At 69.1% G+C, this 16171-nt stretch carries 13 protein-coding genes; 4 read left to right on the top strand and 9 right to left on the bottom strand.

Going from position 1 to position 16171, the window contains the following annotated elements; translation table 11 throughout:
- Positions 1-61 precede the first annotated feature (61 nt).
- Positions 62-823 carry an SDR family NAD(P)-dependent oxidoreductase gene (locus AC2CHE_RS14115; RefSeq protein ID WP_484505352.1) on the bottom strand — a complete coding sequence of 254 codons (762 nt, stop codon included), beginning with the start codon at positions 821-823 and terminating at the stop codon, positions 62-64.
- Positions 824-900: 77 nt separating this feature from the next.
- Here AC2CHE_RS14115 and AC2CHE_RS14110 point away from each other — a divergent pair, with 77 nt between their 5' ends.
- On the top strand, positions 901-1350 hold the full coding sequence (locus AC2CHE_RS14110) for a MarR family winged helix-turn-helix transcriptional regulator (RefSeq protein WP_484505351.1): 450 nt from the start codon (positions 901-903) through the stop codon (positions 1348-1350).
- A 63-nt stretch (positions 1351-1413) separates the two neighbouring features.
- On the opposite strand, the gene AC2CHE_RS14105 is transcribed toward AC2CHE_RS14110, so the two are convergent.
- From AC2CHE_RS14105 to AC2CHE_RS14080, 6 genes are all read right to left on the bottom strand, one after another.
- Complete coding sequence (locus tag AC2CHE_RS14105) at positions 1414-2097, bottom strand: DUF624 domain-containing protein (protein ID WP_484505350.1); 684 nt, start codon at positions 2095-2097, stop codon at positions 1414-1416.
- The gene (locus AC2CHE_RS14100) at positions 2094-2741 is read right to left on the bottom strand and encodes a GH39 family glycosyl hydrolase (RefSeq protein ID WP_484505349.1); all 648 of its coding nucleotides are present in this window, start codon (positions 2739-2741) and stop codon (positions 2094-2096) included. The genes AC2CHE_RS14105 and AC2CHE_RS14100 overlap by 4 nt, the downstream gene beginning before the upstream one ends.
- Positions 2742-2812: 71 nt before the next feature.
- A complete protein-coding gene (locus tag AC2CHE_RS14095; protein ID WP_484505348.1) occupies positions 2813-4450 on the bottom strand; it encodes an ABC transporter substrate-binding protein in 1638 nt (545 codons plus the stop codon).
- A 45-nt stretch (positions 4451-4495) separates the two neighbouring features.
- Positions 4496-5428 carry a carbohydrate ABC transporter permease gene (locus tag AC2CHE_RS14090; protein WP_484505347.1) on the bottom strand — a complete coding sequence of 311 codons (933 nt, stop codon included), beginning with the start codon at positions 5426-5428 and terminating at the stop codon, positions 4496-4498.
- Positions 5425-6405 carry an ABC transporter permease gene (locus tag AC2CHE_RS14085; RefSeq protein ID WP_484505346.1) on the bottom strand — a complete coding sequence of 327 codons (981 nt, stop codon included), beginning with the start codon at positions 6403-6405 and terminating at the stop codon, positions 5425-5427. The genes AC2CHE_RS14090 and AC2CHE_RS14085 overlap by 4 nt, the downstream gene beginning before the upstream one ends.
- Complete coding sequence (locus AC2CHE_RS14080) at positions 6402-8801, bottom strand: beta-xylosidase/alpha-l-arabinosidase (protein WP_484505345.1); 2400 nt, start codon at positions 8799-8801, stop codon at positions 6402-6404. Before AC2CHE_RS14080 ends, AC2CHE_RS14085 begins: the two co-directional genes overlap by 4 nt.
- Positions 8802-9097: 296 nt before the next feature.
- Here AC2CHE_RS14080 and AC2CHE_RS14075 point away from each other — a divergent pair, with 296 nt between their 5' ends.
- From AC2CHE_RS14075 to AC2CHE_RS14065, 3 genes are all read left to right on the top strand, one after another.
- A complete protein-coding gene (locus AC2CHE_RS14075) occupies positions 9098-10129 on the top strand; it encodes a substrate-binding domain-containing protein (RefSeq protein WP_484505344.1) in 1032 nt (343 codons plus the stop codon).
- Between the two features lie 21 nt (positions 10130-10150).
- Complete coding sequence (locus AC2CHE_RS14070) at positions 10151-11197, top strand: acetylxylan esterase (RefSeq protein ID WP_484505343.1); 1047 nt, start codon at positions 10151-10153, stop codon at positions 11195-11197.
- Between the two features lie 260 nt (positions 11198-11457).
- The gene (locus AC2CHE_RS14065; RefSeq protein WP_484505342.1) at positions 11458-12900 is read left to right on the top strand and encodes an endo-1,4-beta-xylanase; all 1443 of its coding nucleotides are present in this window, start codon (positions 11458-11460) and stop codon (positions 12898-12900) included.
- A gap of 56 nt (positions 12901-12956) precedes the next feature.
- On the opposite strand, the gene manD is transcribed toward AC2CHE_RS14065, so the two are convergent.
- Both manD and AC2CHE_RS14055 read right to left on the bottom strand, forming a co-directional pair.
- The gene (gene manD / locus AC2CHE_RS14060) at positions 12957-14165 is read right to left on the bottom strand and encodes a D-mannonate dehydratase ManD (RefSeq protein WP_484505341.1); all 1209 of its coding nucleotides are present in this window, start codon (positions 14163-14165) and stop codon (positions 12957-12959) included.
- Positions 14166-14355: 190 nt separating this feature from the next.
- On the bottom strand, positions 14356-15960 hold the full coding sequence (locus AC2CHE_RS14055) for an RICIN domain-containing protein (protein ID WP_484505340.1): 1605 nt from the start codon (positions 15958-15960) through the stop codon (positions 14356-14358).
- Positions 15961-16171 lie beyond the last annotated feature (211 nt).

Below are 16171 nucleotides of genomic sequence, written 5' to 3'. Positions count from 1 at the left end.
CGGCGGGTTGCGGGAAGGGGAAATCATCGACACGTTCGGGCATCGGTGGTTCGTGCCGGCGTCACCCGCGTACGAGTTCCCGACCACCGGCCAGCGACACCGTCTGGCCGTTGACGTGCCCGTTTGCCGCCGAGGCCAGGTAGGTGACGGCGGTGGCGACGTCCTCGGGGGTGCAGATGCGACCGGTGGGGGTCTTCGCCGACTCGGCCGCGACCGCCTCCGGTCCCAGGAACGGGGCGTTCAGTGCCTTGTCGGTGAGGGTGAAGCCGGGACGCACGATGTTTGTCAGGATCCCGTGGCGGGCCTCCCGGACGGCGAGCACCCGCGCGGCGGTCTCGAGCGCGCCCTTCGCGGTGGCGTAGGCGAGTGGCCCCGCCATGGGTTGCGCGACGATGTCGGTCGACACGACGACGATGCGTCCCCAGCCGGCGGCGCGCATGGCCGGCAGCGCCGCATCGACGAGCGCCACCGGACCGACGGTGTTGACGGCCAGCGACGTGGTGAGGCCCTCGATCTCGTCGGTGTCGAAGGAGGGCCACTGCACGGCGTTGGCGATCAGCGCGGCGACCGGCCCGAGGCGTTCGTCGATCTCCTCGATGACGCCGGGCATGCTGATGGGGCTGCGGTGATCCAGGTGGACGGCGCAGGCCCGACCGCCGGCTCGCGTGATGACGTCGACCACGTCCAGGGCGCCGTCGTGGTTGGTGTACCAGGACACGGCGACGGCGGCGCCCTCGGCCGCCAGGTGCAGGGCGGTGGCGCGGCCGATGGCCCCGGAGGCCCCGGTGACGAGGGCGACCTTGTTCGACAAACCGGTTTCCATGACAACTCCATAGTCGGCTATAGGTTAGCCGACTATGGACCACTTGGCGCCGGCCCGTCAACTCGTACACTGCCCGGGTGGAACTCACGGATGTCCTGGCCACCAACAAAGCCCTGGTCAAAGTGGCCAAGCTGTACCGCAGCGCGCAGGCCGACGTACTCGGCGCGCTCGCCCTGCACCCAGGGCAGGACGTGCTGCTGTGGCTGCTCGGCCAGGAGCCCGACGGTATGACGATCTCTGAGATCGCCGCCCGGCTCGGCGTGGAACAGCCCACCGTGACCCGCAGCCTCAGTCGCCTCGATCAGGGTGGTTGGTTCGTCAGGGAGCCCGTACCGGGCGATCGGCGCGCCACCCGGATCCAGTTGACCCACAAGGGCCGGGCCGCCATCCCGGAGATCGAGGCGGCCTGGCACACGCTCGCCGAGACCGCGACCGCCGGCATGGCCGCCGATCAACGAGCCACGTTTGTCGAACTACTCGAAAAGGTACGCGGAAACCTCCGTACCCTCACCACCGAAACCGAGTGAGCGAGATGTCCACGATGGATCCCACGCTCGGCAGCGGGGGTACCTTGGTCGTGACGGGCGGGATCACTCGACGAACTCCTCGGCGATGATGCCGGTCATCGGTGCGCCACCACGGACCAGGGCGAGCGCCAGCGCCGAGCCGAGGGCGGCGAGCGCCGCCTCCGAGGCGACAATGGTGAGCGCGGTCGCTGCCACCAGCAGCAACGCGGTGCCGACGGCGACCACCGGGGTGCGCAGCACGAAGTATCCGGCCAGCCGGAACACGTCGCGCAGCCGGAACGTGAACAGCGACGTGACCACCAGCGCGTTGATCCCGACCACCGACACCCCGGCACCGACCAGCGCCAGCGGCACCGCCCACCAGCCGGGCACCCCCGCCGCCGGCAGGTTGACCAGGTTGACCGCGATGACGGTCAGCCATACCAGCGTCGGCGCCCAGACCAGCAGCGAGCCGGTCAGGTTGGCCCGGTAGCCGCGCCAGAACAGCCGCCACGGGTGCAGCTCGGTCAGGTCGAGACGCTGCCGGTGCAGGGCGTACAGTGCGGCGGAGATGGCCGGGCCGAGCGGTACCGCACAGACCGCGACCAGCGGCAGGTTGCTCACGTGCCGCTCCAGCGCGAACAGCGCCACCAGGCCGGGCGCCGCGCAGACCAGCAGCAGCAACTCCACCACGAGCAGCGTGTAGATCAGCGCCGCCCCCCGGGACAGCGGGCCGGCACCGAACTCACGACGGGTCGCGGTGCTCACGACGGTTCACCGCCGAGCAGTCGCCTCTCGTCCCACCGTTGTGGCGTCTCGTCGGTCACCGGGCTCACCTCGGCCAGGGTCACCTCGTGCCGGGCCAGGTGCAGGTCCAGCTCGACGCGGCCGGCCAGCACCGGCAGCGAGCCGTGCCGTCGGGCCGGCTCGGCGGCCTGTCGCAGAACGTCGAGTTGGCGGGCGGTGGGGGAGGGCGGTCGGCCAAGTTCGCACCAGGCCCGCCAGGCGTTGCCGGACTCGTCGCTGACCGAGGAGCGCAGCAGGAACGCGGTGCGGGCGGCCGGGTCGGCGATCGGCAGCGACAGGCGTACGGTGTGGCCGTCCACCGGTTCACCGCCGCCGGCCAGCCCGCAGGGCATGAAACCCAGCTCGACGAACGGCCGGACGCGCAGCTCGAGGTAGGCGTCGACGACCTGGTCGAGGTAGCCGAAGGCGTGCCGGACGCGGCGTTGGCCCTGGTGTTCGTACGGTCGGGGTACCCCGACGCCGTCGCTGAGCAGGCCGCGCCCGCGGATGTGCCGGAAACCGATCTCGCGTTGTACCAGGGCCAGGTCGAGCCGGCCGGTGCCGACGGCGAGGCGCCACGCGTCGCTCAGCCGGCCGACGGGTTGCTCCGCAACGGTGATCCGCATCGTCGTCCCTGTGCTCGGGGTGTAGGGTGCCCGGTCCGGTCGCGCCGACACGACCGGACCGGACAGGTCCGCTAGTTCTTCTCCTGGTAGCGCTTGTGCGCCTCGTTGACCATCTCCAGGTAGGCGTCCATGTTCTTGCTCTTCAGCTCCGCCACGTAGGCGTCCCACTCGGCGAAGTCACGCTGCCCGAGCACGAACTGGAGCGTGGCCTGGTAGACGTGGTCCTTCAGCGGGGTCTCCCACAGCGAGGCCTGCTCGCGCTCCTCGTCGTTGAGCGGGTACGGCGGCGGCGGCGACTTCGGCGCGCGGGCGTTCATCACCTGCTGGAACTCCTGCTCCTCGGGCGAGGAGAACGCCTGTACCAGCTCGGGCTTGCCGCCGTAGGCGAACACGCCGTTGCCGAAGCCGAAGTCCTTCCGGAGGTGCTTGGGCGCGCCGGGGTTGAGGCCGATCATGTCGACGTCCGGAGCGAGGGTCTTCTTGCCGGTGGCGTCCTTGACGAAGGTGGTGCCCTCGACGCCCCACTTGGCGAACTCCTGCCCCTCGTCGGAGTACCAGAGCCAGTCGACGAACTGCATCATGGCCACGAAATTCTTGCTGTCGCGGGCCTTCGAGGAGATCATCATGCCGTTCTCCAGCCGGCTGGCCGGGTTGATCTCGCCGGCCGGGCCGATCGGCAGCGGAATCTTGGTGATCTTCGCCTTCGGGTTGGTGGCGGCCAGGTCCGGCCGGTAGTCGTTCACCAACGTCTGCGCATTGCTGCTGATCACGAAGGACTTGCTGTTGGCGAGCTTCTGCCGGGCCAGGTCGTCGGTCTGGGTGAAGCTCTCCGGGTCGAGCAGCTTCTCCGACACCAGCTTGTTGAGGTACTGCAACATCTGCTTGTACTGCTCGGTGGCGCCGGTGTACTCGAACTGCTGCGCCTGGGCGTTCCAGCTGACGTGCTGGAAGTTCCAGCCCGCGCCTTCCAGACCGTAGGACACGGCCAGCATGTTGAGCAGGTTGCCGGCCGGGTTGGGCTGGCTGAACCGGTCGGAGAACGGGTAGACGTCCGGGTACGCCGCCTTCATCGCCTTGAGCATCGTGTAGACCTCGTCCCAGGTCTTCGGGATCTCGAGGTTCAGCTCTTCGAGGATGTCGGTGCGGACCGCCAGGGAGTATTCGTGCCAGGGCTTCTCGTGCAGACCCGGCAGCAGGTAGAACTTGCCGTCCAGCTGGCGCAGGGTGTCGAGCTCAGGCTTCAGGTTCCACTTCTCGATCTTGTCCTTGAGGTTCGGCATCAGATCGAGGTAGTCGCTGACCGGCAGGATCGCCCCCGAGGAGACGTACGCGTGCACGTCCGGCGGATAGGTCTTCGGAATCAGCATCGGGGCGTCGCCGGCACCGATGAGCAGGCTGCGCTTCTGGTTGTAGTCGCTCAGCGGCACCGCGACCTTGTCGAGGCTGACGTTCGTCCGGGACGTCAACTCCGTCCAGAACAGCCAGTCCTCCTTGAGCGGATAGTTCGGGTGGTTGTTGTAGAGGATGGAGAAGGAGAGCGGCTCGGTGGCCTTGAACTGGGTACCGGCGGCGTAGTTCTCCATCGCGCCGGCCCGGTTCTCCGACAGGTCCTCGCTGTCGGACGAGTCGTCGCCACAGGCGGTGACGCTGCCGAGGGCTAACAGCACGGCGGCAGCCGCCGCCGCGTGACGCCACGATCTGCGGAACATGGCGGGATCCTTTCAACTCGGTGGTGGGAGGGTGTTCGCTACTGGTCAGCCCTTGACCGCGCCGAGCATGATGCCCCGGACGAAGTACCGCTGGACGAAGGGATAGACCAGGAAGATCGGCAGAGTGGTGAGCACGATGGTCACGGCCTTCAGCGTCGCCTCGGCCTGTACCTCGTTCGCCTCGCTGATCGCCCCGACGTTCTCCGCGCCGGTGGCGCCGGCGATCAGGTTGCGCAGGTACACGGTGACCGGCCACAGCTCCTGCCGGTCCATGTAGAGGAAGGCTGCGAACCAGGAGTTCCAGAAGGCCACCGCGTAGAAGAGCACCATCGTGGCGACGATGGCCTTCGACAGCGGCAGCACGATTCGTAGCAGGATGCCGTACGTGTTGAGCCCGTCGACGGCGGCGGCCTCCTCCAACTCCGTCGGCAGGCTCTCGAAGAACGCCTTCATCACCAACAGGTTGAACACGTTTATCGCGTTGGGCAGGGCGATCGCCCAGACGCTGTTCTTCAGGCCCAGGCTGGTGACCAGGACGTAGTTGGGAATGAGGCCGCCGGTGAAGAACATGGTGAAGACCGCGATGCCGACGAGCGCCCCGCGACCCTTGAGCTGCTTCTTCGACAGCACGTACGCGTAGCAGGTGGTCATCACGATCGAGATGACCGTGGCGGTGACCGTGTAGAACACCGTGTTGCGGTAGTTCGTCCAGAACAACGGGTCGGACATCAGCAGCTGGTACGTGTCCAGGGTGAACCCGCGCGGCACGAGATTCACCTGGCCGGCGATGATGTACGCCTCGTCGCTCAACGAGCGGGCCACGATGTTGACGAACGGGTAGAGCGTCACCACCACCACGAGGGTCAGGACGATCCCGTTGACCACCCGGAACACCCGGTAGCCCCGGGTCTCCTGGATGCCGCGGCGGCGGGGACGGGGCGCGGCCTCGGTGGGCCGCTCGACGGTGTCGACGGTCACCACAGGCTCGTCCCCACCGTGCGACGGGCGATCAGGTTCGCCGAGACGACCAGGATCAACCCGATCACCGCCTCGAACAGCCCGATCGCGGCGGCATAGCTGAAGTTGCTGGACTGGAAGCCCATCCGGAACAGGTAGGTGGAGATCACGTCCGCGGTCGGATAGGTAAGCGGGTTGTACAGCAGCAGGATCTTCTCGAAGCCGACCGCCATGAAGGCGCCGATGTTGAGGATCAGCAACGTCACCATCGTCGGCCGGATGCCCGGCAGGGTGACGTGCCAGGTCTGCCGCCACCGGTTGGCTCCGTCGATGCGGGCCGCCTCGTAGAGGTCGTCGTCGATGGTGGTGAGCGCCGCCAGGTACAGGATGGTGCCCCACCCGACGGTCTGCCAGACCTCCGAGGAGACGTAGATGGTGCGGAACCACTCCGGCCGTTGCAGGAACGGGATGGCGTCACCGCCACCGGCGCGGACGAGCTGATTGACCGTCCCGTCCATGGACAGCAGCTGCATGACGATGGCCGCCACGATCACGATGGACAGGAAGTGCGGCAGGTAGGACACGGACTGCACGAGGCGCTTGAGCTTGCGGGCCCGTACCTCGTTGAGCAGCAGCGCCAGCACGATGGGCAGCGGGAAGCAGAACAGCAGGGTCAGCGCACCGAGCATCAGCGTGTTGGTGAAGACGTTCCAGAACGTCGGATCGTTCAGGAACATCTTGAAGTACCGCAGCCCGACCCAGTACTCGCCGAAGATGTTGCCGCCGGGCTGGAATCGGCGGAAAGCGATGATGTTGCCCAGCATCGGCAGGTACCGGAAGATCAGGAAGAACAGCAGCGGCAGTATCGCCAGCGAGTACAGCTGCCAGTCGCGCCGCACCGCGCGTCGCCAGGTCCGCCGGGCGGCGCGTGGCGGCGGGTTCGGCGTCGTCATGTCGGGGCTGGGCGCCGACGAGGTCAGGGTGGTCACGCTGCTCATGGCCGGTCCTCCGGCGCGGGCCCGGCGACCGGTTCGACGCGTGCCCGGGACACCAGTTCGCGATGGTGCCCGACCTCGCGCTCGTCGCCCTCCAGCCGCAGTGCCAGGCCCGCCACCGCGCCACCGCTGGACCGGCTGAGCCGCAGCTGTACCTCGCCGGGCTCGACCACTCGCCGGCCGTGCAGCCCGGTGAACGAGGTGACGTCGGCGGGGACCGTGAAGCTGACCCGCGCCGCCCCGCCGGGCTCCACCGGAACCCGCGCGTAACCGATCAGGCGAACCACCGGCCGGGTGGTCTGCGCCACCGGGTCGTGCAGGTAGAGCTGGACCACCTCGGTGCCGGCGCGGGCACCGGTGTTGCGGACGGTGACGCCGACGGTCACCTCCCCGTCGACCGGCCAGGCCGTCAGCTGCCCGGTGACCCCGCCCGGCGCGCCGCTCACTGCGGCGTCGCTCCACTCGAAGGTGGTGTAGCTGAGACCGTGTCCGAACGGGAACGCCGGCGTCGGGTCCACCGACGACACCTTCGAGCGTCGGCCCAGGATGGGGGTGAGGTAGGTGCCGGGCAGCCCACCGGCGTGCCGGGGCACGCTGACCGGCAGCCGCCCGGACGGATCCACCTCGCCGGTGAGGATCTCGGCCACCGCCTGACCGCCGAGCTGACCGGGAAAGAACGCCTGCACAATGGCGCTCGCGCTGTCCACCGCGTCGCCCAGGGCGTACGGACGGCCGGAGAGCACCACCAGGACGACCGGCGTGCCGGTGGCCAGCACCGCGCGTACCAGTTCGGCCTGCACTCCGGGCAACTGGAGGTCCACCGCGTCGCAGCCCTCGCCGGAGGTGCCCCGGCCGAACATGCCGGCCCGGTCACCGACGGTCAGGACGCAGATGTCGGCGTCGGTGGCCGCCTCGACCGCTGCGGCGATGCCCGAGGTGTCGTCGCCGGTGATGTCGGTACCCGGTACGTGGGTGAGCAGCGGATGCCGCTGCTGAAGCGCCTCGCGCAGGGACGGGATCTCGACCCCGGTGCCGTGCTCGGGGTGATGCACGCCGACGTGCAGCGGGAACGTGTAGCAGCCGAGCATCGCCATCGCGTCGTCCGCGACCGGCCCGATCAGGGCGACCCGCTGGTGATCGGCGAGGGGCAGCAGCCCACGCTGGTTGCGGAGCAGGATGACGGACTGGCGGGCCAGGCGCAGGGCGACGGCCTGACTGGCCTCGTCGTCGAAGCGCAGCGCCTCGACATCCGCCGGCAACTCCTGCCAGCCCTCGTCGAGCAGCCCCAGCTCGATCTTCTGAATCAGCACCCGCCGCAGCGCCCGGTCGACCAGACCCTCGCCGACCTCGCCGGAGCGTACCGCCGCCGCCAGGGGCGCGCCGTAGGCATCCACGGTGGGCAACTCGACATCGATGCCGGCCCGCAGCGCCAGCCGCGCCGCCGCGGCGGCGTCGGCGGCGACGCCGTGCAGGGTCTGTAGGAACCGGACGGCGAAGTAGTCGGCGACGAGCACCCCGTCGAAGCCCCACTGATCACGCAACGTCCGGGTGAGCAGGTCCTCGTCGGCCGCCGCCGGCACACCATCGACCTCGGCGTACGAGTTCATCACCGATCGCGCCCCACCGAGCCGCAGAGCCATCTCGAAGGGCGGCAGGATCACGTCGGCCAGTTCCCGGCGGCCCATCGCCGTCGGTGCCAGGTTCCGGCCACCGCGCGACGCCGAGTAGCCGGCGAAGTGCTTCAACGTCGACACCACACCGGCCCGCTCCAAGCCACGCACGTACGCCGCGCCGACCGTGCCGACCAGGTAGGGGTCCTCGCCGATCGTCTCCTCGGTGCGCCCCCAGCGGTAGTCGCGGGTGACGTCCAGTACCGGGGCGAGTCCCTGATGGACACCAGCGGCGCGCATCGACCGGCCGATCACCCCGGCCATCTCCTCGACCAGCTCCGGATCGAAGGCCGCGCCCCAGCTCAGCGGGGTCGGGTAGACGGTCGCCCGCCAGGCGGCGAAACCGGTGAGGCACTCCTCGTGCACCTGCGCCGGGATACCGAACCGGTTTGCCGCGACGATCTGCGCCTGGGACGCGGCCAGGGAACGTGCGCCGAGGACCGGATCGACCGGCGCGGTGCCGAACGGCCGGGTCAGCTGCCCCAGGCCGTGCCGGATCGCCTCCGACCACGGCGGAGTGTGCTCGACCATGTCGGTCTGATGGGGAGCGACACCCTCACCGGAGGCGTCCGCACCGACCCAGAGGCCGACCAGCTGAGCGAGCTTCTCCTCAAGCGACATCAGCGGGATGAGCGCGTCGGCCCGTTCGTCCGGTCGCAGTCTCGGATCACGCCACCGATCGGCGTGAGTGGACGCCAATCGGTCGTCGACGGGCAGCTGACTTGTCATGCGAACCCCTCCGGCCGGAGCCGGGAGGTCTCCCGGCAGGCCACGCCGACCGCCGTGGAGCACGGCGATTGTCGAAATTTTCGGAAACCAGTCGGACACCTGTGTCGGGGAACCTAAGGGCGTCGACAGGGCCTGTCAAGGGGCGCGGAAAAGACTGTTCAGGCCGTACTTGTCATGCTGGTAAGCGATTGCCGGCATTCATCCCCACGATTACGTGGCATCGACTCGGGTCACCCTCCGTCGGTCCGCTGCGTGTTACAGTCTCCGAAAATTTCGGACTCGTTGCAGAGGATCGGATGGCAGAGAAGCGTTCGCCGACGGCCCTCGGCTCCGCGACCATCGCGACCATCGCGCGGGAGGTCGGGGTCTCCTCGGCCACGGTCTCCAAGGTCCTTAACGGACGGTCGGACGTCGCCGCCGTGACCCGGGCACGGGTCGAGGCCAGCCTGCAACGGCACCGCTACCGCAGGCGTGCCCGTCGGGCACCCGGCGAGGGCCAGATCGACCTGGTGTTCCACGAGTTCGGCTCCGACTGGGCCTTGGAGATCATCAGGGGAGTCGAGGCGGTCGCCGCCCTCACCGGGGTGAACGTGGTGCTGTCTCAGCTCAGTGCCGCCCGTCGGCCGCCGCAGTCCTGGGTCGACGGGGCGGTCGCCCGGCGTCCCCTCGGGGTGCTGCTGGTCATGTGCAACCTCACCGACCAGCAGCGGCAACAGTTGCAGCGCCAGTCGATTCCCGTGGTCGTCATCGACACCGACAGTGCCAGTGTGGCCTCCGTGCCCACCGTCGGCTCGAACAACTGGAACGGCGGGCTGATCGCCACCCGACACCTGTTGGATCTCGGGCACCGCCGCATCGCGCTCATCTCCGGCCCACGGGACGTGCTCTGCGCCCGGGCCCGCACCGCCGGCTTCCGCTGTGCCCACGAGGAACTCGGCGTGCCGATCGACACCACGCTGATTCGTCATGGCAACTTCCACCTCGACGCCGGTTACACCCACGGCATCGAGCTGCTCAGTCGGCCCGACCGGCCCTCGGCGATTTTCGCCGGCTCCGACCTGCAGGCGCTGGGCGTGTTACGGGCGGCCCGGCAGCTCGGCCTCGACGTCCCCGGCGACGTGTCGGTGGTCGGCTACGACAACCTGCCGCTTTCGGCCTGGATCGGTCCGGCCCTGACCACGGTCCACCAGCCGCTGCGCGACATGGCCGGCACGGCCACCCAGATGCTGCTCGATATCGCCCGTGGCAACGCCCTGCCCACCAGCCGGATAGACCTGGTCGCGGAGCTGGTGATCCGGGAGAGCACCGCGCCGCCCCCACACTCGTGAACGAGCCCGCTGCGAGGAGCCATGCCCCTGTTCGACCTCCCACTGGACCAGTTGCGGCAGTACGCCCCGGCCGTGGCCGAACCCGCCGACTTCGACGCGTTCTGGCAGTCGACGCTGGACGCGGCGACGCAGTCGCCGGTGCTGCTCGACCTCCGGCCCGAACCGACCGACCTGCGCCTGGTGGACAGTTGGGACGTCACCTTCACGGGCTTCGGCGGCGATCCGGTCCGAGCCTGGTACAACCGTCCGGCCGGGATCGACGAGGCGCTGCCGGTGATCGTGGAGTACGTCGGCTACGGCCGTGGCCGAGGGCTGCCACACGAACGCCTGATCTGGCCGGTCGCCGGCTACGCCCACCTGTTGATGGACGCCAGGGGACAGTCCGGCCAGTACGGCACGGGGGACACGCCGGACCCGCACGGTGAAGCGCCCGGCGGGCCGTCGCCGGTGACCCGCGGCATCATGACTCCGGAGGGTTACTACTACCGCCGGCTGATCACCGATGCGGTGCGGGCGGTGCAGGCGGCGCGGGCGCTGCCGGGAGTCGACCCGCACCGGGTGGTGGTAGCCGGCAACAGCCAGGGCGGCGGACTGTCCCTCGCGGTCGCCGGGCTGGTCAGTGATCTCGCCGCCGTGCTCACCACCGCGCCGTTTCTCTGCCACCCGCAGCGGGCGCTGGAGATCACCGAGGTCGGCGTGTACGGCGAGATCGTCAACTACCTCGCGGTCAACCGCGACGCGGAGCCGGCGGTACGGCGCACGCTGTCCTACGTCGACGGGGTCAGCTTCGCCCGTCGGGCCAACGCGCCGGTCCACTTCGGTGTCGGGCTGCGGGACATGGTGTGCCCCCCGAGCACCGGGTTCGCCGCCTACAACCACTACGGCGCCGTCGTCGGTGGTCCGCCTTTCGAGCGTACGATGCATGTCTATCCGTTCAACGGTCACGAACACGGCGACGCCACCCAGGTGCGGCGGCAGCTGCGCTGGCTGGCCGATGTGCTCGATGCCGGGACCGCGGATCGGCTGGACGGTCCGAAACTTTCGAGTGCCCTGATCTCGCCGGCCTGACCACATTTCCTGTGGCACACCGAGGACAGCGGAGTCGGATCGTGACCGGACGAACGGTCAAAGAGTGCTGCGGCGCGTTGAGCTTACGGACCTGTTTCGATAAGGTTTTCGATATAACAGCCTCGATCTACTCATGATGGCCGGCTGAGTGCACCGGCCGACGCGGCATCCGGGCGACCGCGTCGGCGACGGGGCCATCGTGTTGGGCAGTAGTCGGGGCCGGCTTCTCATCAGCACGGCTTCGTCGAAAGGCTCATGCCATGAACAACGCCCACGCCCGCGCGAGCGGGCGGCCAGCTACCCGACTGCGACCGCGCGCCGCGCTGGTCTCGGCCGCGGTCGGTCTCGCCCTCGTCGCCACCAGCATGGTGGTGGCCTCCAGCGCCCAGGCTGCCGAGAGCACCCTCGGTGCGGCCGCCGCCCAGTCCGGGCGGTACTTCGGGACCGCGGTGGCCGCGAACAGGCTCTCCGACTCCACCTACGTCAACATCCTGAACCGTGAGTTCAACTCGGTCACGGCCGAGAACGAGATGAAGATCGACGCGACCGAGCCGCAGCAGAACAACTTCACGTTCGGCAACGCGGACCGGATCGTCAACCACGCCCTGTCCCGGGGCTGGAAGGTGCGGGGTCACACCCTGGCCTGGCACTCGCAGCAGCCTGGCTGGATGCAGCAGATGGAAGGCTCGGCGCTGCGTAACGCGATGCTGAACCACGTCACCCGGGTCGCGACCTACTACCGCGGCAAGATCGACTCGTGGGACGTGGTGAACGAGGCGTTCGACGACGGCAACAACGGCGCGCGCCGTAACTCGAACCTGCAACGCACCGGCAACGACTGGATCGAGGCCGCGTTCCGGGCCGCCCGGGCCGCCGACCCGGGCGCCAAGCTCTGCTACAACGACTACAACACCGACAACTGGACCTGGGCCAAGACCCAGGCCGTCTACCGGATGGTGCAGGACTTCAAGCAGCGTGGCGTGCCGATCGACTGCGTCGGGTTCCAGTCGCACTTCAACGCCCAGTCTGCGTACAACAGCAACTACCGCACCACGCTGTCCAGCTTCGCCGCCCTCGGCGTGGACGTGCAGATCACCGAGCTGGACATCGAAGGCTCCGGCAGCAGCCAGGCCAACACCTACCGCAACGTGGTCAACGACTGCCTCGCGGTGCCCCGCTGCAACGGCATCACCGTATGGGGCATCCGCGACAGCGACTCGTGGCGCTCGTACGGCACCCCGCTGCTGTTCGACAACAACGGCAACAAGAAGCAGGCGTACACGGCCACCCTGGACGCGTTGAACTCGGGCGGCACCACCCCGCCGCCGACCACCCCGCCGCCCACGACCCCGCCGCCCACGACCCCGCCGCCGACCACCCCGCCGCCGACCACGACCCCGCCGCCCGGCGGATCCGGCTGCACGGCGACGGTGTCACTGAACCAGTGGAACGGTGGCTTCGTCGCCACGATCCGCGTCACCGCCGGTTCCGCGAGACTGAACGGCTGGTCGGTGGGCATCGCAGTTCCGGGCGGTAGCTCGGTGACCAACACCTGGAACGCCCAGGCCAGCGGCAACAGCGGAAACGTGACGTTCCGCAACGTCAGCTACAACGGCACCGTGAACGCCGGTGCCACCACGGAGTTCGGCTTCCAGGGCACCGGTACCGGACCATCGGGTACCCCCACCTGCACCGGCAGCTGATCCACCGGCACCCAACCGGGCCCGGCGCGGACCTTCCGCGCCGGGCCTCGGCGCGGTCACCAGTTGTGCAGGGTGCCGTCCTCCAGCCGGTTCACCGGCAGCGAAGCCGGGCGGTACGGATGCCGCGCCGCCAACTCCTCGTCGATGTCGACGCCGAGCCCTGGTTCCTCCGACGGGTGCAGGAAACCGTCGGCGAAGCGGTACGAGTGCGGGAAGACCGCGTCGGTCGCCTCGCTGTGCGGCAGGTACTCCTGCAGCCCGAAGTTGGGGATGCTGATGTCGAGATGCAGGGCCGCGGCCAGGCACACCGGGGACAGCGTGGTGGTGCCGTGCGATCCACTGCGTACGTGGTACAGGTGGGCGAGATCGAAGATCCGGCGTAGGTGGGTGATGCCTCCCGCGTGCACGACGGTGGCCCGTACGTAGTCGATGAGTTGCTCGGTGATGAGCTGCTGACAGTCCCAGATGGTGTTGAAGACCTCGCCGACGGCGATCGGCGTGGTGGTGTGCTGGCGGATCAGCCGGAAGCCCTCCTGCAACTCCGCTGGTACCGGGTCCTCCAGCCAGGTCAGCGCGTACGGCTCCAGGGCTTTGCCCAGCCGGGCGGCCTCGATCGGGGTGAGCCGATGGTGCACGTCGTGCAGTAGCTTCACCTCCGGCCCGAATTCGCTGCGTACCTGGGCGAAAACCGACGGCACATGGGTGAGATAACGTTCGCTGCTCCACCCGGTCTCGGTCGGCACGGCCGAGGCTGGCCGTTGGTGGAACGTGCCGTCCTGCGCCACGCCGTAGGTGTCGGCCAGCCCGGGCACGCCGCACTGCACCCGGATCGCCCGGTACCCGAGATCGAGATGGCGGGCCATCTCGGCGAGCAGGCTGTCCACCGTGGGCGCGTTCGCGTGGCCGTAGACGGTGACCGCGTCGCGGCTGCGGCCGCCCAGCAGTTGATAGACCGGCAGCCCGGCCACTTTGCCCTTGATGTCCCAGAGTGCGGTGTCCACCGCCGCGATGGCGCTCATCGTGACCGGGCCGCGTCGCCAGTACGCGCCCCGGTACAGGTACTGCCACGTGTCCTCGATCCGGTCGGCTTCCCGACCGATCAGCAGCGGCACGACGTGCTCGGTCAGATAGCTCGCGACCGCGATCTCCCGGCCGGTGAGGGTGGCGTCGCCGACCCCGGTCACCCCGTCGTCCGTCACGAGCTTCAACGTGACGAAGTTCCGGCCGGGGCAGGTGACGATGACCCGGGCATCGGCGATCTTCATCCAGACTCCCCACCGGTGGCCGACGGCTCGACGCGAGCCAGTCTGAAATCACCCCCAAGATCTGTCAACCGACTCCGGCAGGGCGGCAGTTCTGCCCGACACACCCCGGGAAACCCGCGCGCTGGGCCGTCCGGTGACGGGCCGCCGGAGACCGGGGCCACCCGGGACGGTGCGGGTGGCCCCGGCATGGTCAGCAGCGGTTGATGCTCGAATTGCTGAGGGCGATGTTGCTGATGGTCAGGTTGGCCGTGCAGGGGCTCTCCAGGATCCGGCTGTTGACCAGGGTGAAGTTTCGCAGGGTGATGTCCCGGTTGCCGGGAAACTCCGTCCGCGCCGCCAGTCGAACCTCCCCGCCACCGCTGATGGTGCCGCCGCCGGCCGCGATGTCCACGCCGTAGCAGTTCTCGATCAGGATCGCGTTGTTCCCGGTGTTGGCGATGTCGACCCGGTTGACCGCCACGCCGCCGGACTCGGAGACGCAGAAGATGCCCCGGCCGCCGCCGCGCGCCCGTACGGTGTCGACCCGGATGTTGATCGGGTAACCGGCGCCGATCCGCCCGGCGCGGTTGGCGGTGCGGAATGCCGCATAGCCGGTGCCGGTGCCGGCGTTCTCCGCGTCGACGGTGGTCACGGTGGCGTTGACGGTCTCGTTGAGCAGCAGGCCGGAGCCACCGACGTTACGGGCGGTCACGGTGCCGACGGTCAGTCCGTCCACGCCGTACGTCTCGACGCCGTGGGTGCCGGTGCCGGAGACGTACACGTTGTCGATGCGTACGTTGCGCGTCCACTGGCTGGTGTCGCCCCGGTTGTCGATACGTACCCCCAGGCCGCTCGACAGGCGCAGGTCGATCTGGCCGAGGATCACGTTCGTCACGTTGCGCATGAAGATGCCGTAGAGCGGCGTGCCGGTGACGGTGAGGTTCTGCACCTCGACCTGCGTTGTACCGCGCGAGTAGATCGGCGCCTGGTCACCGGAGCCGGAACCGGTCACGTTGATCGTGCCGCAGACGTCGATCGTCGTGTAGCTGGGCAGGGAGATGCGCGAACCGGCGCTGATCGAGCCGGAGCCGCGTACCACGACACGCTGCTTGCTGGTCCGGCCGGCGCTGAGGCTGTTCACCGCCGCCTGCACGGCGGACCGCATGTCGCCGCCGGTGTAGACCGTGCTGCCGCCGTTGCGGGCGGTCCAGGTGCCGCCGTTCAGTGTCGCCTCGGCCTGGAACGAGCCGCTGCCGCAGCCGTCGCCGTTGCCGCCGCCCAGGCTGACCAGCTGCCACTGCTGGTTGGCGCCGTCGTGGTCCTGGTACTGCGAGATCATGCCGCCGTCGGCGGTGGACCAGCCCCACACGTCGAGGACCTTGTTGGAGTGCCGATTGAGGAACCGCACGTACCCGCCGGCGGAGTCGGCGAGGCGGAAGTGCTGGCGGGTGTTGCCGCTGGCTGCGGCGTTCTGCACGAGTTGGACACCGTCGATGGCGTTGGGCAGTTCGAGGACCTTGCCGCTGTGCACGGAGCGGATCTGGTAGTAGCCGCTGCCGACGTCGACGAACCGCCACTGCTGCACGGCGGCGTCGTTGCGGGCGTACTGGTTGATCGGGGCGTTGTCGGCGGTGGACCAGTTCCACACATCCATCGCCTTGCCGCTGTGCCGATTGACGAACACGTAGGTGGCGTTGGGATCGACCGTCGCGGCCTGGGCGCTCGGCGAGGCCACCACCACGGTGACGCCGACCAGCGCCATCGTGCTGACGGCGACCAGCCAGTGCCGAACGGATAGTCCTGGTCTGAACAGCATGCGGGTTCCTCCGGGTGCGAGTGCGGTGGTGGAGCGCGTGCCGGAGTGGTGAACGACGCAGAGCAAGCGCCTTCCTGGCATCGACAGCAATATATCTTTCGGTCTGGCCTGGACCAAGTGAGCGGTGGCGGCGCCGGGGGGGGGGGGGGGGGGGGGGGGGGGGGGCGCGGGGCGGCGGCGCCCGCCGCGGGGGGGGGTGGGGGCGTTGTGG

This window comes from Micromonospora sp. ATLC16, from assembly GCF_057196645.1.
The sequence above is the reverse complement of the archived record's forward strand: the minus strand, read 5'-3'. Positions and strand labels throughout refer to the sequence as shown.